At 34.3% G+C, this 17,916-nt stretch carries 20 protein-coding genes; 11 read left to right on the top strand and 9 right to left on the bottom strand.

Annotated elements, in window-relative coordinates; translation table 11 throughout:
• Positions 1 to 2 precede the first annotated feature (2 nt).
• Positions 3 to 455 (top strand): hypothetical protein, encoded by a 453-nt coding sequence (locus tag PBT91_RS07810; RefSeq protein ID WP_270061220.1) that lies wholly within the window; start codon positions 3 to 5, stop codon positions 453 to 455.
• Between the two features lie 7 nt (positions 456 to 462).
• On the opposite strand, the gene PBT91_RS07805 is transcribed toward PBT91_RS07810, so the two are convergent.
• The 3 genes from PBT91_RS07805 to rpmH all read right to left on the bottom strand — a co-directional run bounded on the left by PBT91_RS07805 (position 463) and on the right by rpmH (position 4,101).
• Complete coding sequence (locus PBT91_RS07805; protein ID WP_270061219.1) at positions 463 to 867, bottom strand: DUF423 domain-containing protein; 405 nt, start codon at positions 865 to 867, stop codon at positions 463 to 465.
• A 119-nt stretch (positions 868 to 986) separates the two neighbouring features.
• Positions 987 to 3,839 carry a carbamoyl-phosphate synthase large subunit gene (carB, locus tag PBT91_RS07800; RefSeq protein ID WP_270061218.1) on the bottom strand — a complete coding sequence of 951 codons (2,853 nt, stop codon included), beginning with the start codon at positions 3,837 to 3,839 and terminating at the stop codon, positions 987 to 989.
• A 103-nt stretch (positions 3,840 to 3,942) separates the two neighbouring features.
• Positions 3,943 to 4,101, bottom strand: a complete 159-nt coding sequence (rpmH, locus tag PBT91_RS07795; protein ID WP_013071475.1) for a 50S ribosomal protein L34 — start codon at positions 4,099 to 4,101, stop codon at positions 3,943 to 3,945.
• A 152-nt stretch (positions 4,102 to 4,253) separates the two neighbouring features.
• Here rpmH and PBT91_RS07790 point away from each other — a divergent pair, with 152 nt between their 5' ends.
• Positions 4,254 to 4,769, top strand: coding sequence for a DUF2892 domain-containing protein (locus tag PBT91_RS07790; protein WP_270061217.1), 516 nt, complete (start codon positions 4,254 to 4,256; stop codon positions 4,767 to 4,769).
• Positions 4,770 to 4,897: 128 nt separating this feature from the next.
• Positions 4,898 to 5,635, top strand: a complete 738-nt coding sequence (locus PBT91_RS07785) for a TlpA family protein disulfide reductase (protein ID WP_270061216.1) — start codon at positions 4,898 to 4,900, stop codon at positions 5,633 to 5,635.
• Between the two features lie 26 nt (positions 5,636 to 5,661).
• Here the strand turns inward: PBT91_RS07785 and PBT91_RS07780 are convergent, their stop codons facing one another.
• From PBT91_RS07780 to PBT91_RS07770, 3 genes are read right to left on the bottom strand one after another with little or no spacing between them, the layout of a single operon-like run.
• Positions 5,662 to 6,585 (bottom strand): M28 family metallopeptidase, encoded by a 924-nt coding sequence (locus tag PBT91_RS07780; protein ID WP_270061215.1) that lies wholly within the window; start codon positions 6,583 to 6,585, stop codon positions 5,662 to 5,664.
• Between the two features lie 27 nt (positions 6,586 to 6,612).
• Positions 6,613 to 7,557 (bottom strand): lytic transglycosylase domain-containing protein, encoded by a 945-nt coding sequence (locus PBT91_RS07775; protein ID WP_270061214.1) that lies wholly within the window; start codon positions 7,555 to 7,557, stop codon positions 6,613 to 6,615.
• A gap of 1 nt (position 7,558) precedes the next feature.
• Positions 7,559 to 8,272 carry an alpha/beta fold hydrolase gene (locus tag PBT91_RS07770; RefSeq protein WP_270061213.1) on the bottom strand — a complete coding sequence of 238 codons (714 nt, stop codon included), beginning with the start codon at positions 8,270 to 8,272 and terminating at the stop codon, positions 7,559 to 7,561.
• A 193-nt stretch (positions 8,273 to 8,465) separates the two neighbouring features.
• On the opposite strand from PBT91_RS07770, the gene PBT91_RS07765 reads away from it, so the two are divergent.
• Both PBT91_RS07765 and PBT91_RS07760 read left to right on the top strand, forming a co-directional pair.
• Positions 8,466 to 9,182, top strand: a complete 717-nt coding sequence (locus PBT91_RS07765; RefSeq protein ID WP_270061212.1) for a pirin family protein — start codon at positions 8,466 to 8,468, stop codon at positions 9,180 to 9,182.
• 64 nt (positions 9,183 to 9,246) lie between these two features.
• Complete coding sequence (locus tag PBT91_RS07760) at positions 9,247 to 9,552, top strand: N-acetyltransferase (RefSeq protein ID WP_270061211.1); 306 nt, start codon at positions 9,247 to 9,249, stop codon at positions 9,550 to 9,552.
• Here the strand turns inward: PBT91_RS07760 and mtaB are convergent.
• Complete coding sequence (mtaB, locus tag PBT91_RS07755; protein ID WP_270061210.1) at positions 9,549 to 10,880, bottom strand: tRNA (N(6)-L-threonylcarbamoyladenosine(37)-C(2))-methylthiotransferase MtaB; 1,332 nt, start codon at positions 10,878 to 10,880, stop codon at positions 9,549 to 9,551. The two genes, PBT91_RS07760 and mtaB, sit on opposite strands and share 4 nt — an antisense overlap.
• A gap of 316 nt (positions 10,881 to 11,196) precedes the next feature.
• On the opposite strand from mtaB, the gene PBT91_RS07750 reads away from it, so the two are divergent.
• From PBT91_RS07750 to PBT91_RS07740, 3 genes are all read left to right on the top strand, one after another.
• Entirely contained in the window at positions 11,197 to 11,991 is a 795-nt protein-coding gene (locus tag PBT91_RS07750) for a HipA family kinase (protein WP_270061209.1), read from the top strand.
• Positions 11,969 to 12,352, top strand: coding sequence for a DUF3037 domain-containing protein (locus PBT91_RS07745; RefSeq protein ID WP_270061208.1), 384 nt, complete (start codon positions 11,969 to 11,971; stop codon positions 12,350 to 12,352). Before PBT91_RS07750 ends, PBT91_RS07745 begins: the two co-directional genes overlap by 23 nt.
• Positions 12,353 to 12,510: 158 nt before the next feature.
• Positions 12,511 to 12,774 (top strand): hypothetical protein, encoded by a 264-nt coding sequence (locus PBT91_RS07740; protein ID WP_270061207.1) that lies wholly within the window; start codon positions 12,511 to 12,513, stop codon positions 12,772 to 12,774.
• A gap of 71 nt (positions 12,775 to 12,845) precedes the next feature.
• Here PBT91_RS07740 and PBT91_RS07735 read toward each other — a convergent pair whose 3' ends face one another.
• Both PBT91_RS07735 and PBT91_RS07730 read right to left on the bottom strand, forming a co-directional pair.
• Positions 12,846 to 14,018 (bottom strand): GlmU family protein, encoded by a 1,173-nt coding sequence (locus PBT91_RS07735; RefSeq protein WP_270061206.1) that lies wholly within the window; start codon positions 14,016 to 14,018, stop codon positions 12,846 to 12,848.
• 185 nt (positions 14,019 to 14,203) lie between these two features.
• A complete protein-coding gene (locus tag PBT91_RS07730; protein WP_270061205.1) occupies positions 14,204 to 14,458 on the bottom strand; it encodes a type B 50S ribosomal protein L31 in 255 nt (84 codons plus the stop codon).
• A 146-nt stretch (positions 14,459 to 14,604) separates the two neighbouring features.
• On the opposite strand from PBT91_RS07730, the gene PBT91_RS07725 reads away from it, so the two are divergent.
• From PBT91_RS07725 to PBT91_RS07715, 3 genes are all read left to right on the top strand, one after another.
• Complete coding sequence (locus tag PBT91_RS07725) at positions 14,605 to 15,144, top strand: DUF4199 domain-containing protein (protein ID WP_270061204.1); 540 nt, start codon at positions 14,605 to 14,607, stop codon at positions 15,142 to 15,144.
• 6 nt (positions 15,145 to 15,150) lie between these two features.
• Positions 15,151 to 16,110, top strand: a complete 960-nt coding sequence (locus tag PBT91_RS07720; RefSeq protein WP_270061203.1) for a glycosyltransferase family 2 protein — start codon at positions 15,151 to 15,153, stop codon at positions 16,108 to 16,110.
• Between the two features lie 68 nt (positions 16,111 to 16,178).
• Positions 16,179 to 17,909, top strand: coding sequence for a phospho-sugar mutase (locus PBT91_RS07715; RefSeq protein WP_270061202.1), 1,731 nt, complete (start codon positions 16,179 to 16,181; stop codon positions 17,907 to 17,909).
• The last annotated feature ends 7 nt before the right edge of the window (positions 17,910 to 17,916 follow it).

Here is a 17,916-nt window from a genome sequence, read left to right as displayed (position 1 = left end):
TAATGAAAATTCGACCGATTATTTTAGGCTTGTGCGGAATCTTAATTTTTTCATGTAAAAATAATGAAACAAAAAGTGCTAAACCTACTGAAACTATTGTCGAAGAGCCTATACAAGCGGAAGAAGAAATTCCTGTAATGATGTGTTATATGTACGCCTCTGAAACAGATACCATAAGTTTAAACATAGAGAAACTCGACAAATCTGTAACAGGAAGTTTAGTATATATGCTTCAGGAAAAAGACGTAAATCGTGGGCGCATCGATGGCGAGATGAAAGGAGATACGCTATTCGCAGAATATTCTTTTATGAGCGAAGGAAAAAATTCAGTGAGACCTATCGTTTTTTTGCAAAAAGATGATCAATTAATTGAAGGTACTGCCACAGAAGATAGCACGAGCTATTCATTTAACGAAAGTTTTCCGCTAACCAGAACTAATTGTGGTGTAAATTAAAAAGTAATTATTGCGCCGGATTTAAATATGTTGCAATTTCAGCAATATTGATTGTAAACAAGATCCAACCAATAATTAAAATAAGTCCGCCTAGTGGTGTAACCGGCCCTAAAAATTTCATTTTCTTCCCCTTGGCATCGCTTAATACCAATCCATAGATACTGAAGGAAAAAAGTAGCACTCCTATCACAAAACACCAACCGGTAATTTGCTGCGAAACTTCTCTAAACGGAAAGGCAATCGCTGTAATTATGAGTATTAGCGCATGATACATCTGGTATCGCACACCGGTTTCAAAACTTTTTTGTTGATCTTCAGATAATTTCTTTTTTAAAGCATGGGCACCAAAAGCTCCTAAGACTACCGCTAAACCACCGTAAATTCCACCTATAACTAAAAATAGTTCTTTCATTCTTTAAATATTCTACTCTAAATTAGCTAATTTCAGTATCAAAAATTAAAAATCCTCTGTTGTATTTTGTTTTTCAGCTAAAATACGACAGAGGATTTATTTTTTAAAAGCAACCTAATCTATTTGCTTAAATACATTTTTCTTCTTGTATAAAGATTATAGAAATCATCATCTTTTAGATCTTTTATAAAAAGTATGCTTTCTCCTGTACTCTTCATCTCTGGTCCCAATTGCTTATTAACTTTATGGAATTTTTCGAAAGAGAATACCGGTTGTTTTATCGCATATCCATCTAATTGCGGATTAAAGTTGAAATCTTTAATCTTCTTCTCACCAAGCATTACTTTGGTTGCGTAATTCACATAAGGTTCTTTGTAAGCTTTCGCGATAAAAGGAACGGTTCTGGAAGCTCTAGGATTTGCTTCTATAATAAATACCTTGTCATCTTTAATTGCAAACTGAATATTAATTAGACCAACTGTATTAAGTGCTAAAGCAATTTTTCGCGTATGATCTTTAATTTGCTGAAGAACTAAATCCCCTAAAGTAAAAGGAGGAAGTAGCGCATTAGAGTCTCCTGAGTGAATACCACAAGGCTCAATATGCTCCATTATACCAATAATATAAACGTCTTCACCATCACAGATGGCATCAGCTTCAGCTTCTATAGCTCCATCTAAATAATGGTCTAGTAATAATTTATTATTCGGGATCTTTCGTAATAGATCTACTACAGTTTCTTCTAATTCCTGTTTATTGATCACAATTTTCATTCCCTGCCCACCAAGCACATAAGAAGGACGAACCAAGATCGGGAAATCTAATTGATCTGCCAATTTAAGGGCTTCTTCCGCATTTTCAGCTGTTCCAAATTCAGGATAAGGAATATCATTATTTTGAAGCAATGTAGAGAAACTACCACGATCCTCGGCAAGATCTAAAGCTTCAAAACTGGTTCCCATAATTTTGATTCCGTAGCGCTCTAATTTTTCAGCAAGTTTTAAAGCCGTTTGCCCACCAAGCTGAACGATAACACCTTCTGGCTTTTCATGCTGAATAATATCATAGATATGTTCCCAGAATACAGGTTCAAAATAAAGCTTATCTGCAACATCAAAATCTGTAGAAACCGTTTCTGGATTACAGTTAATCATAATGGTTTCGTAACCACATTCAGACGCAGCTAAAACGCCGTGTACACAACTATAATCAAATTCGATTCCCTGGCCAATCCTATTTGGGCCAGAACCTAATACCACAATTTTTTTGCGGTCGGTTACTGCACTTTCGTTAGAAGTATATTTTTCTCCGTTAGGTTTTTCGATTTCAGCTTCAAAAGTCGAATAGTAATACGGAGTTTCCGCTTTAAACTCTGCAGCGCAGGTATCAACCAGTTTATATACACGGTTAATATTTAGGTCGCTACGTTTTTTATGTACTTCACTCTCTAAACATTTCACCATAAAAGCGATTTGTCGATCTGCAAAACCTTTTTGTTTTGCCTCTAGCATCAAGTCTTTAGGAAGTGAATTTATATCGTACTTAGTGATCTCATTCTCTAACATGTAAAGCTCTTCGTATTGCTTAAGGAACCACATATCGATTTTAGTAATTTCGTGAATACGGCTTAAAGGTATACCAGCCTGTATGGCATCATAAATTACAAATACACGATCCCAGCTGGCATAAGTCAGCTTTTCAATGATCTCGTCATATTTCGTATAACTTTTTCCATCTGCACCCAATCCATTTCTCTTAATTTCTAGAGATTGAGTTGCTTTATGTAAAGCTTCCTGAAAAGAGCGTCCAATACCCATTACCTCACCAACGGCTTTCATCTGAAGCCCTAAAGTTCTATCTGAACCTTCAAACTTATCAAAATTCCAACGTGGAATTTTAACGATCACATAATCCAAAGATGGTTCAAATAAAGCTGAAGTAGATTGGGTAATTTGATTATCTAATTCGTCTAAGGTATATCCTAAAGCTAATTTGGTAGCAATTTTTGCAATTGGATATCCAGTTGCTTTTGAGGCTAATGCGGAAGATCGTGATACACGTGGGTTGATTTCAATCGCATAGATCTCTTCTTTTTCATCTGGACTCACTGCAAACTGTACATTACATCCACCGGCAAAATCACCGATACTACGCATCATTTTTATAGCAAGATCTCGCATTCTCTGGAATGCAGTATCACTAAGCGTCATGGCTGGAGCTACAGTAATAGAATCTCCGGTATGGATTCCCATAGGATCCATATTTTCTATGGTACAGATAATTACTACATTATCATTTTTATCTCGAAGTAATTCTAATTCGTATTCTTTCCATCCAAGTAAGGCTTTATCGATAAGAACTTCGTGAATTGGAGATGCTTCTAAACCACGAGTAAGCATTTCGTCAAAATCCTCGGCTTTATGAACAAAACCTGCTCCACTTCCACCTAATGTAAAAGAGGCTCTAATTACTAAAGGAAAACCAAATTCTTGTGCTACTTCTTTTCCTTGCAAATAAGATGTAACTGTTTTAGCAGGAGCTACAGGAATACCTATACGTCCCATTAATTGTTTAAACTGCTCTCTATCTTCAGTAATATTAATGGCATCGATATCTACACCAATAAGTTTTACATTATAATCTTCCCAGATGCCTTTATCATCTGCCTCGATACATAAATTTAGTGCAGTTTGCCCTCCCATGGTTGGCAAAACGGCATCGATATTTGGATGAGCTTCCAGAATCTCGATGATAGATTTTGTGGTAAGTGGCTTCAGGTATACATGATCTGCCATTGAAGGATCTGTCATGATTGTTGCGGGATTAGAGTTGATAAGAATCGTCTCTATACCGTCTTCACGCAAAGACCTAAGGGATTGCGTTCCTGAATAATCGAATTCACAGGCCTGTCCGATCACAATCGGTCCAGAACCAATAATCAAAATACTTTTAAGATTGTTGTTTTTGGGCATTTTAAATTGTGTTGTGGTGCTATAAATGTAAGAAGCTATTAGATATAAAAAAAGGCGTTACTTAAAAAGTAACACCTTTAATATTTTAACTTACTAATTTTCATTAGTGCTTATGTCTGTTTTCAGAAGATACAGATAATTTCTTTCTCCCCTTTGCTCTTCTTCTAGCAAGGACTTTTCTACCGTTCACACTAGCCATACGCTCTCTAAATCCGTGCTTGTTTTTTCTTTTTCTCTTAGATGGTTGAAACGTTCTTTTCATTTTACTGTATCTTTAAACTTCTGTGAAATCTTTTTTATTGCTCTTTTTAAAACTGCGTGCAAATATACAAAGCTTTTTAACTCTTCCAAATAGAAAATTAAATTATTTTTAAATCTTTTTATTACCTTTGGCCGCTCAAAAATCTATGCATTATGTTCAATAAAAATATAAAGTTAGTTTTAGCAGGATTAGTTTTAGCTGCGGCCGTTTGGCAATTTATCGAAGGGTATATTGGTAATGGTATTATGCTTGTTCTTTTAGCAGGAATCTTTATATTTTTATATTTTAAAAATGAAATTATTCTTCTTGCGTTTTTAAGATTAAGAAAACAAGATTTTCCCGGTGCGAAAAAATGGTTGGATAAAATTAAAAATCCAGAAGCTGCTTTAACCAAAAAACAACAGGGCTACTACTGGTATTTACATGGACTTATGGTTTCACAAACCAATATTACACAAGCTGAAAAATTCTTTAAAAGAGCTATAAAATTAGGGTTGGCCATGGATCATGACTTAGCAATGGCTAAACTGAATCTTGCGGGTATTGCAATGACCAAAAGAAGAAAACGCGAGGCTACAAATTTACTTTCCGAAGCTAAAAAACTAGATAAACACGGTATGCTAAATGACCAGATTAGAATGATGAAGCAGCAAATGAAGAAGATTTAAGCTCATTTCCAAGCATTTAAGCTTTAACTAACTCTTTACCTAAAATATTCACTTTTAAGCGATTATATTTAATTAGCTTGTTTATTTTCACTAAATTTGGTATGCACTAACCATGTAGACCACGACCAATGCAGAGATCATTATTTTTAATATTGACCTTACTGCTTTTTACCTTCTTTACTGGAATTTCTCAAGAACAGGAAAAAGAAGAGAATCGATTATTATTTTCGGAAGCTCTAGCCCTACACCTTCCTCAATATAACGATAAAGCAAATAAGGCATACCAGCAAAGAAATTTTAAAGAAGGAAAACGCTTATTCGATTCCTTAACTAACAACTGCCTGTCTGGATCGTACATTGATGATTTTAGACTTTTCAATCTTAGAGACAAAGAAGTAAGATTACACGATATACACAAGCCAATTTATTTAATAACCTATGCTTCTTGGTGTATTCCCGGTAAAGGAGCTATTCCAGCTATAAACGATATTGCCAACAAGTATAAAAATAATGTTCAATTGGTTGTTCTTTTTTGGGACACCAAAGCGAAAGTTAAAAGAGTAAGTAGAGAATTCAATAAAAATGTAAAAGTTTTGTATGTAGATGAAACTCAAAATCATTCTTCCTATGTAGTAAAACAATTAAAACATTCTTTAGGTCTGCCTACCTGCTTTTTAATAGATTCTGATCATAAAATCATGGATATTTCGCGCTACACTGCTGTAGCATACGATACAAGTATTGAAAATGCTCTTAAAAAGAATTTTAATCAGATTAATGAAGGCATTGTTTCCTTCTTGATGAAAGATGTTGAAGCGAGGCCACAATCCGATCTAGCTTCTTCCCATGAGGAAGAAGAAGAATAAGATTGCTCTTAAAAATACCTGATGTATTAATCTTGAGCTATAAACTTCATTTCTCGCGTAGATGTCGCAATTGCCATTAAAGCATTGTAAATATAATTCGCGACTTTTACCTCACCCGCAAGATTTAAATTTACAATAACATCCGTAGGCTTATGATAATTATCATGACCACCAGTATGAATACCAAGAACCGATATTCCCTTTTTGTAAAATGAAACATGATCTGATCCTGCGATAGATCCTGCATGAACAACTGGTTTAACATGGTTGGGCATACCTAAACTATCCATTAATTGCATGCCACCAGGAAAAGTACCGGCGCCACCCATATACACATGATTTTCTGCATTTAAATGCCCTACCATATCCATATTAATCATCAATTTAATATCATTTAAAGATACCGTAGGATGATTCACAAAATAAGAACTTCCCAACAAGCCTTGTTCTTCCGCGCCAAAAGCAATAAATAAAATGCTTCTTTTTAATAATCCGTGATTGGCCTTTACCTTTTCTGCTATTTCTAACAAAGCGGCAGTACCACTAGCATTATCATCTGCTCCATTGAAAATGGATCCTTCATTTTCTCCTAAATGATCATAATGCGCACCTAAAACAATAATCTCATTTTTTAATTTAGAATCATTACCTTCAATAAATCCAATAACATTCCAGGTTTTTACTTCGGAACTATCAACTTTCAATTTTGCTTTAAATTCCTGAAATTCAGAAGTAATTCCGTTCGCAATAAAATCACTTTTTATATAGTCTACTACAATCTTGTTTTGTGCAGTTCCAGGAAATCGTCCTTTTAGCGAATCATGTGCTAAAAATTGAATATGATCTTTCAATTCTTGCTTAGTTATTTCTTCCTGAGAAAAAACATCGCTAAATGGATTTATAATGAATAAAAAGATTAAAGCTATTGAAAAATTTAATTTTGGGATCATGATAAAATGTAGGGATAAATCAATAAATTATTTATAATAACCGTCTTCTGGAATATCGATATAATATGATTTTCCAGAGGAATTATTTAAATGAGCTTCGCGCAGCCAGGGATTATGAATTTTTAAGATCTTGTAGGTAATTCCAAATTTTGCAGCAAAATCTGGGAAATCGTTGACAACCGTATCTACCTTCACCTTTTTTGTTGGAATATGCTGATAAAGATCTGATTCTTCAAATTTGAAACCATATTCGTAAGGATTAGACATAATTTCTTTTAAAGCCAAAATTCTAAAAACATAACGACCAGTTTCCTCTCCTAACAAAAGATCATAATAATCTTTTACTTTTTGACGCTCCTGCTGCCTGGCAATTCCTGCCCTACCGGCATTATATGCTGATGCAGCTAAAGTCCAGCTTCCAAAATCCTTTTTAGAATCTTTTAAATATTGGCAAGCAGCTCTGGTTGCTTTTTCAATGTGATAACGTTCGTCTACATTACTATTTATTTCCAGACCAAGATCGCGCCCTGTTCCTTTTAGTATTTGCCAGAAACCAACCGCATTTGCAGGACTTACAGCCTGAGTTAAGCCACTTTCTATAACCGCTAAATATTTAAAATCATCTGGAACGCCTTCTTCTTTTAAAATAGGTTCTATTATTGGAAAAAATTTATGCGCACGTTTCATTAGCAATAAAGCATTAGATTGCCAATAGGTATTTACTAATAGCTCACGATCTAAACGTTCGTAAACATCTGGATCTGTTAAAGGTACAGACTCTCCCGCAAAATTTATATTTTCAGGAACACTCAAAGCTTTAATTGTATAAACTTTAGCCACATTTTTATCGAATGTTTCCTGATAAACTTCTTTATGTTCTTCCTGTATATCGGGAGTTTGAACCGCCTCTGTAATGGCAAAAAAAACTGTTGCTGCGCCTACTACAATTAGCCCTGTTTTTAAGATTTTCATATTATATTTTAATAATTTTCGGATTATTTTTTATTGCTTCTTTTCCTTTCAAAATTAACTCTGGAAGGTATTTATTAAACCATCTAAATCGATTAATAATCATTACATGGGTTCCACCTTCTACAAGAATAGCATCTTTAATATATTTAATAGGAAAAACTACATCTTTATTACCATGAATATGAATTATTTCTGGATTTACCGTACTACAATCCCAGTTCACCATATTTTCTATGGCCCACGAAAGATAATATTTATCCCGAACCGACAAATATTGTTTATATAATTTTGCACGTTTTTTAAGATAATCGTTTACCGCTATTTTTTCTAATTGATCAACATAATCCATCAAACCTATTGGCAGTAATTTATAAACACCTGTTTTACTGGCAAATTTCATATTCTTAGGCAACTCATCTCTACATTTTATACTGGAAATTATAATTAATCGTCTAACCTTAATATATTTTGCAATTTCCTGAACAATCACTCCGCCAAATGAAACCCCAATTAATACAATATTTTTGTGGTGAATATTTTCTATTATTCGTAGCGAATATTCTTTAATACTTTCTTTTTTAGTAGGAATTAGCCATTGCAACCAATGAACTTCAAACCGATCTTCTGGAAATTTTATAAATTCAAAAATACTAGGATTGGCGGCCATTCCCGGCATAAAGTAAACGTGAATCAAGTCTTTAGCAGTATCACTCATGTTAGTAAGGCAGCTTTTCAGGCTTAGAAATTGTAATTTTACTCCAATTTCGAGATTTAATGTTATGATACTGATAGCTATCAGGATACCTCGAAATAATTATTTTTTGGTAAATGTCCCTCGGGATTGCCCAGAAAAAATTTACCTTCAAAAATAAGACTTAATTATTGGCTTACATAAAAGAAAAAGGAAAATGAAAAAAACAATTTACCCGGCAGATCTAAGAGGAAAAGCCAATTTTGGATGGCTTAACGCCCGCTACTCTTTCAGCTTTGCAAACTATTTTAATCCGAATAATGTGCATTTTGGACTCTTAAGGGTTTTAAACGATGATTTAGTAAAAGGTGGAATGGGTTTTGGTACGCACCCACACCAAAATATGGAAATAATAAGTATACCTTTACAGGGTGCTATTGCTCATAAAGATTCTATGGGAAATGCATCAACAATTAATACTGGCGAAGTTCAGGTGATGAGTGCCGGGACCGGCGTCGAGCACAGTGAATTTAACCCAAATCAGTCTGAAACGCTTAACCTTTTACAAATCTGGATTTTTCCTGAAAAAGAAAATGTAGAACCAAGATACGACCAAAAAAACTTTTCAGACTTATTGATTCCCAATAAACTGGTTACCGTTGTTGGTCCTAAAGGAAATGAGTTCGAAAATGCGTTATGGGTTCATCAACAAGCTTATCTATCGCTTGGTAATTTTGAAGAAGGCACAACTTTTGCTTATACTATAAAAGGAAAAAATAGTGGCGTTTATGCCTTTTTGATTGAAGGCGAAGCCAGCATCGACGGCGAAAAGCTAAACAAAAGAGATGCAATGGGAATTTCTGATGCAACATCTTTTGATGTTTCCTTCAGTAAGGATAGTAAAATATTACTTATTGAAGTACCAATGGAGTAAGCATAACATTTTCTGAATTCGGTAGAGTTCATATTTGCCGAATTCAGGATTAAATATTTATAAGATGAATGATGAGGAATTTAAAATTACCAAAAATGAATTTTTACGACAATTCGAAACAACACTAAACGGAGAATTAGCAGTTATCGAATATTCAGATCAGGATCGAAAGGTTTTTCTAACAAAACTTACAATGCCTAAAGATTTTGAGGATGAAGAAAACACCAACAAATTTATAGAGGCTGTATTAGCTGAAATTAAAGAAAACAGCAATTCTCGTGTAATGCCAACACATCCAGACATTGCTAAATTTATGCGGCGCAATCGTAGAAGATATAAAGATCTATTACCGGTTGGAATTAATATTTAAGCGGTTACTGCTGCTTTAGCATATTCAAAACGCACCAAACCATCTTCGTCAATCTCTGTAAGCTGAATTTGATGAAGTGTATTTACAAGCTCCGGATTCCACGGAGCTTTTACTTTTACGTAATTCTCTGTAAATCCGTGAATATAACCTTCTTTATTTTCACCTTCAAAAAGAACGGTGTGCGTTGTCCCTAACTGACTTTCGTAAAATGCTCTACGTTTTTTAGCTGAAAGACCACGCAACATTTTACTTCTTTTCTTACGAACCTTGGTAGAGACCACTCCACTCATTTCAGCAGCAGGAGTATTATCACGTTCAGAATACGTAAAAACGTGCAGATAAGAAATATCAAGTTCAGTCAAAAATTTATAAGTTTCCAGGTAATGCTCATCGGTCTCTCCAGGAAAACCAACAATCACATCTACCCCGATACAGGCATCTGGCATCACTTTTTTAATCTGCGCAACACGATCTACATACAATTCTCGCAAATAACGACGACGCATCAATTTTAAAATATCATTGCTCCCACTCTGTAACGGAATATGAAAATGGGGTACAAACGTATTACTTTCAGAAACAAAATCGATAGTCTCATTTTTAAGTAAATTTGGCTCTATAGAAGAAATTCGAAGTCTTTCGATACCATCAACTTCATCTAAGGCTTTTACAAGATCAAGAAAAGTATGCTCATGTTTTTTATTTCCAAACTCACCTTTTCCGTAGTCACCAATATTTACGCCTGTAAGTACAATTTCTTTGATGTTCTGTTCAGAAATTTCAGCAGCATTTTTTAAAACATTATCCAATTTATCGCTTCGTGAAATCCCTCTTGCTAATGGAATAGTGCAATAAGTACATTTATAATCACAACCATCCTGTACTTTTAGAAAAGCGCGAGTACGATCGCCAATAGAATATGATCCAACATAAAAATCGGCTTCCTGAATTTCGCAGCTATGAACTTCTCCAAAATCGTTTTTGGAAAGATCGTTTAGATAATCTGTAATTTTAAATTTTTCTGTAGCTCCCAAAACCAAATCGACACCATCTACTGCGGCCAATTCTTCTGGCTTTAATTGCGCGTAACAACCAACCCCCACAATAAAAGCATCTTGGTTGTTTTTTTGAGCTTGTTTTACGATGGTTTTAAAGCGCTTATCTGCATTTTCTGTAACCGAACATGTGTTGATCACATAGATATCTGCATGCTCGTTAAATTCAACTTTCTGAAATCCTTCATCCTGGAAAGACCTTGCAATCGTTGAAGTTTCAGAGAAATTTAATTTACATCCTAGGGTATAAAAAGCAACTTTTTTATTCATCATTTTCCTGCTCTTTTCAGCAAAAACACGTTTTACCTTATTTGGGGTGCAAATATACTATCTAAAATTGGTTTACTAAAATTAGCCGTTTAGTTTTAGTCTTTGTAAATCAAACGCTTAAAAATTATCCACATATTTTAACCAATATCGATAATTAGGAAAGATTAATTGCTGAAGAATTCTTAAAAAATAGGATTTCAAAACATCCAATTTCAGCATAGATATATCTAAGACTGAAATATAAAAACTACTGCCCTTTTTGAACAATCTTAGTGATATGAAAATTCAGAATAATCTATATTTGCTGAAAATAAAAGCTATGAGCAAAGCTCTGGAATTACGTACGGTTAATGTGATGCGGTATATCACGCCTTTACGAGAAGGCGGTTCTCTACCAGCATTGGCCGATGCCGATGACGATTTTAAATATGTAATTAAATTTAGAGGCGCCGGGCATGGTAGCAAAGCTTTGATTGCCGACTTGATTGGGGGTGAAATTGCACGTTTTTTGGGCTTTAATGTTCCTGAAATTGTTTTTGCTGAATTAGACGAAGCTTTTGGTAGAACTGAAGGTGACGAAGAAATTCAGGATTTGCTAAAAGGTAGTCAGGGTTTAAATCTCGGACTTCATTTTTTATCTGGAGCAATAAACTATGATCCTGTGGTTACTGAAATTGACGCGGAAACGGCTTCTAAAATCGTTTGGTTGGATGCCTATTTAACCAATATCGATCGTACATTTAGAAACACAAATATGCTAAGCTGGCATAAAGAATTATGGCTTATCGATCATGGTGCTTCTTTGTATTTTCATCACTCCTGGACCAACTGGGAAAAAACTGCAAAAACTCCGTTTACTTTTATAAAAGATCATGTTTTACTGCCACAAGCCAGTAAACTTGCAAAAACCGATAGCGAGTTTAAGCAGAAAATAACTCCCGAAGTTTTACAAAACATCGTAAACTTAATTCCTGAAGATTGGTTACTTTGGGAGGGTACCGATGAATCTCCTGAAGAGATTAGAGAAGTTTACTTTAACTTCTTAAAAATACGATTAACTCATTCTGAAATTTTCACAAAACAAGCGCAAGATGCAAGAGAATCACTTATATGAGTATGCCGTAATTAGGATCGTTCCTAAAGTAGAACGTGAAGAATTTATAAATGTGGGCGTAGGAATTTTTTCTAAAAGCACACGATTTATCAATATGCGCTATCATCTGGACAAGGAAAAATTAAAAGCAATTTGCCCTGATTGTGATCTAGAGGAAATCGAGAAGAATTTAGAAAGTTTTAAACGTATTTGTAAAGCGGAAAAAAATGCAGGCCCGATTGGGCAAATGGATGCCGCTTCCAGGTTTAGATGGTTAACGGCAACAAGAAGTTCGGTCATTCAAACTTCAAAAACACACCCAGGATTCAGTAAAGATTTAGAAAAAACCTTAGATTGTTTATTTAAAGAGTTGGTTTTGTAAGGCTATAGAATAGAGACTAGAATATCGAAAATTATAAATACCACACGAAGTGTTTTTTTAGTAACTAATTCAATATTCTTTATATTTTTCTATTGCAAAAATTAATAATAATTGAGTCTATACTCTAGATCCTATTTTCTTATATCTCAATTTAAAATATGAGTTTTGGAAGTTCAATAGGAGCTATAATTAGCTTGAAAAATAATAAAAGAAAACGTTCTTCTCAATTAGCACGATATGCTAAAAATCTAGGATCTGGTTTAGGCAATCTAGATGATTACAAAAAATTACCAAAAGAAGAATTAGATAAGCTAGGCCAAAAAATTAAAGTAGAAAACAACAAAAAGCGGCAAAGAGTAATCGTTCTTACCGCTATTATTATGATTGTTTTGATTTGTATTTTCTGGTATTTTATGTTTTAGAAATAAAGCTTTTTTAAAAATTCTAATGACTAACCGCTAATATCTAAAAGTGTAGCTATCTATGATTTAATCTAATACCTACGATACTTTGATGTTTCCTCAAAAACATGTTCTAACATTGCTTCATCCTGCTCGGTAAATTCCATTTGACGGCGTTCTAAAACAAGCCTGGCAACTTCAAAAACCTTTTTCGTTTGGTAGGTTGTCATTCCGGCGCTTCCTCCCCAACTAAAACTTGGGATAAAATTCCGTGGATATCCAGTTCCGAAGATATTACAACTCACACCAACCACAGTACCGGTATTAAACATTGAATTAATGCCACATTTACTATGATCGCCCATCATTAAACCACAAAATTGGAGTCCGGTTTTCGCAAATCCTTCAGTTTCATAATCCCATAAACGGACTTCAGCATAATTATTTTTAAGGTTTGAGTTATTAGTATCTGCACCCAAATTACACCATTCCCCTAACACCGAATTTCCTAAATAACCTTCGTGACCTTTATTTGAATTTTGAAATAATACAGAATTATTGATTTCTCCTCCTGCTCTACTTCCAGGACCAATCGTTGTTGCTCCGTAGATCTTAGCACCCATTTTCACAATGGCTTCTTCGCCAATAGCTATAGGTCCTCTAAAAAAACAGCCTTCCATCACCAATGCATCTTTACCAATATAAATTGGACCAGAACTGGCGTTTAGTGAACAATTTTCTACTACCGCACCTTCTTCTATAAAAACATTTTCAGCGTTTTTTACATAATTTGAAGAATCTATAGGCTGAGATTCGCGATCTTTTGTAATTAACTGAAAATCAAAACTGATGGCCTTTCCGTTTTTCGAAAATATATCCCAGGTATGCTCTAATTTTAAGACATCACCCTTAATTTCCAATTGTTTATATGCTGAAAAATCGACTTCCTGATCCTCTTCAGTATAAAAAGCAACGATTTCTTCGCCATCAAAAATTGCTTCCTTTTTATTTAAATTTTTAATTTGCTGAATAAATTCCGCAGAAGGAAAATAAGCCGAATTGATCATTATATTTTCCTCAAATTCTACTAAAGGCCATTTTTCACTCAAATAATCTTCAGTAATGGTTGAAGTGGTATAACCTAAAATATATTCCCAACGCTCGCGCATAGTCAAAATACCAAAACGAATATCGGCTACAGGTCTTGTAAAGGTAAATGGAAGCAACTGGTTTCTCACCGAACCATCAAAAAGTATATAATTCATTTCCGCACAAAATTTTTATAAAGTTAAAGCGAAATGCGAAAGATTAAAGAAATTGAAGTTAAAATCAATTTAAAATAGCTATTTCTAGACTAGTTTTTTTGCCTTAAGATGTCATACTAAAATTATTAGAAACAAAGAAGGCTGCAAAAAATGCAGCCTTAATATATTTCTCAAATTCGAGAAAATTATTTCTTCTTGAATTTTGCGTATTTGTTTTTGAATTTATCAATTCTACCAGCACTATCCACAAGTTTAGTCTGCCCAGTATAATAAGGATGAGAAGTTCTAGAAATTTCCAATTTGATTAATGGATATTCAGCACCTTCTACCTCGATAGTTTCTTTTGTCTTTGCGGTAGATTTTGTAATGAATACATCATCGTTAGACATATCTTTAAATGCTACCAATCTATAATTTTCTGGATGGATTCCTTGTTTCATCGCTTTGATCTTTTATTTTTCAGGGTGCAAATTTAACCAATTTGTTTATAAATCCAATTATAATTTAAATTATTTTTTATTTAACAGCTTTGTAACGAATTACTATATTTGCTTACTAACCGATAAACACCAAAATTAATCAAAAAATGGAAAACACTACTTCAACTAAATCGGTTGCCACTCCCTTTGGAATTTATTTAGGAATTCTACTATCACTTATTACAGTCTTAGCATATGCCTTTAATCTAGAGCTTTTTACAAGTTGGTATCTTGGCGTATTCAATTTTATAATCATTATCGCTTTTTTAGTTCTTTCAGAATTTAAATCGAGAAAAGCTGTGGCAGACCCTGCTTTTTCTTTTAAAGATGCATTTATTGCTGCGTTTATACCAATTGCGATTGGGTTACTAATTAGCACAATTGTTTCTATAATTATCTTTAATTTTGTAGATCCTGAAGCAGCACAAACAGTTGTAGAACTGACTGCTGAAATGACTAGAAAGATGATGGAAGGTTTTGGTTTACCAGAGGCTGAAGTTGATAAGGTTGTAGCAGAAGTAATGAACACTAATCAATTTACGCCTCTAAATCAACTTAAAACTTATGTTTTCCAGTTGGCTTTTTGGGCAGCAATAGGATTAATTTTGGCTTTAATTTTTAGAAAAAAAGATCCGCAAACTTATTAATATTTAATGCAGATTTCCGTAGTTATACCTCTTTTAAACGAGGAACAATCTTTAGTAGAATTATATAGTTGGATCGCAAAAGTAATGCGATCCAATTCGTTTTCTTACGAGATCATTTTTATTGATGATGGTAGTACAGATACTTCATGGAAGACCATTGCTGCCATTGCTGAAAATGACAAAGCTGTTAAAGGCATTAAATTTAATCGTAATTATGGCAAATCTCAGGCGTTACATGCCGGCTTTTTAAAAGCAGAGGGTGATGTTGTAATCACCATGGATGCCGATCTTCAGGACAATCCAGACGAAATTCCCGAGTTATACTCAAAAATAACTAAAGATGGGTACGAGCTCGTTTCCGGCTGGAAAAAGAAACGATACGACTCGGTTTTGGCTAAAAATTTGCCTTCAAAATTATTTAATGCGGCTGCAAGAAAAACTTCAGGATTAAAATTACACGATTTTAATTGTGGTTTAAAAGCATACAAAAAAGATGTAATAAAAAATATAGATGTATATGGAGAGATGCATCGCTATATCCCTGTTTTAGCTAAAAACGCGGGCTTTTATAGAATAACTGAAAAAGAAGTAAAACACCAGGCAAGAAAATATGGCAAAACTAAATTTGGCCCAGAACGCTTTATTTTTGGTTTCTTGGACTTATTAACCATTTGGTTTTTATCTAAATTTGGTCGTAGACCCATGCATTTATTCGGTTCGCTGGGAGTGTTGATGTTTATCATAGGATTTTTTACGGCTGGATTTGTAGGATTATCCAAACTATACAAAATGTATCACGGCGTGCCTAATACGCTTGTCGCCTTAAATCCTTGGTTCTACATTGCACTTACCGTGATGATTATAGGTTCGCAATTATTTCTTGCGGGCTTTGTAGGAGAACTCATCTTAAGAAGCAAGCGCGATAAAGAACGTTATCTTATTACTAAAACTACCGAGAATTATTAAGTTTGAATACAGAATATATTATTTTTGAAATCTATTTTGTGTGAACTACTAAAACTAAAACCAAAATTATGTCACAAGTAAAACCTGAAATTTTAGCGAAAGCCCAAACCTGGCTTACCGATGTATTTGATGAAGATACCAAAAAAGAAATCAACCAACTTATAGAAAACAACCCTTCTGAGTTAGAAGATAGTTTTTATAAAAATGCAGCTTTTGGTACAGGAGGGATGCGCGGAGTGATGGGCGTTGGTACTAACAGAATCAATAAATATACATTAGGAAAAAACACACAGGGACTTTCTAATTATCTTAAAAGAGAATTTTCAGGCGAAGCACTAAAAGTGGCAATTGCTTACGATTGTAGAAATAATAGTAAAGAACTGGCACAGGTTGTTGCCGATGTCTTTTCTGCAAATGATATTGAAGTTTTTTTATTTTCAGATTTGCGCCCTACACCAGAATTATCTTTTGCTGTTAAGCATTTAGATTGCCACTGCGGAATTGTTTTAACCGCTAGCCATAACCCACCAGAATATAATGGCTATAAGGTTTACTGGCAAGATGGTGGCCAATTGGTTCCGCCTCAAGATAAAGATTTAGTTGAAGAAATTAATGGTTTGGAGTACGAAGCGATTAGCTTTGATGCTAAAAGCGATTTGATTCATAAAATCGATAAAGATGTAGATGAAGCCTTTATTGAAGCTTCCGTAGCTAATGGAAGTTTTGATACTTCTGCTGAAGCTAAAGCAGATCTTGGTGTTGTTTTTACTTCTTTACACGGTACTTCGATTACCATGGCTCCGCCGGTATTAGAAAAAGCTGGTTTTACCAATGTTACTATTGTTGAAGAACAAAGAGAACCAGATGGAAATTTCCCAACAGTAAAATCTCCGAATCCGGAAGAGCCGGAAGCTTTAAAAATGGCTTTGGATATTGCTGAAGAAAAAGGAGCTGATATCGTGATAGGAACAGATCCAGATTGCGACAGACTAGGAATTGCAGTTAGAAATAACGAAAATAAACTAGAGCTTTTAAACGGAAACCAAACGATGTTGGTGATGTCCTGGTTCCTATTAGAGCAATGGAAGAAAGCAAATAAAATGGATGGTAATGAGTTTATTGCCTCTACCATCGTTTCGACACCAATGCTAAAGAATTTATCTGAAGCTTACGGCGTAGAATATAAAGAAGTGTTAACCGGCTTTAAATGGATCGCAAAACTTATTAAAGATCATCCAGAATTAGATTTTATTGGTGGTGGCGAAGAAAGCTTTGGTTATATGGTTGGAGATTTTGTACGTGATAAAGACGCGGTAACCTCTACCCTACTTGCTTGCGAAATTTCAGCATTTCTAAAAGCTCAGGGAAGTTCGTTCTACAAAAAACTATTAGAGCTTTATACTACTTACGGTTTGTACAAAGAAGAATTAATTTCTTTGGTTAAAAAAGGAATATCAGGTGAGCAGGAAATCAAACAAATGCTTATCGACCTAAGAGAAAAACCTTGGGAAACTATTGATGGAGAAAAAGTGGTTTTAGTTGAGGATTATCAATCTTCTATTGCGAAAAACCAAAACGATCATACCGAAAGTGAAATCAGTATACCAAAATCTAATGTACTTATTTATTACACTGAAAACGGAACTAAAATTGCGGCACGACCAAGTGGAACTGAGCCTAAAATTAAATTCTATTTCAGTGTAAATACTTCTTTAGATAGCGTGAGTGATTTTGAAGAAAAGAATCAGGAATTAAAAGATAAGATCAGCCGAATTAAAGCTGAATTACAACTGGGGTAAGACCTTT

The organism is Zunongwangia sp. HGR-M22, assembly GCF_027594425.1.
Lineage (GTDB): Bacteria > Bacteroidota > Bacteroidia > Flavobacteriales > Flavobacteriaceae > Zunongwangia.
This window is presented reverse-complemented; position numbering and strand designations above follow the sequence as displayed.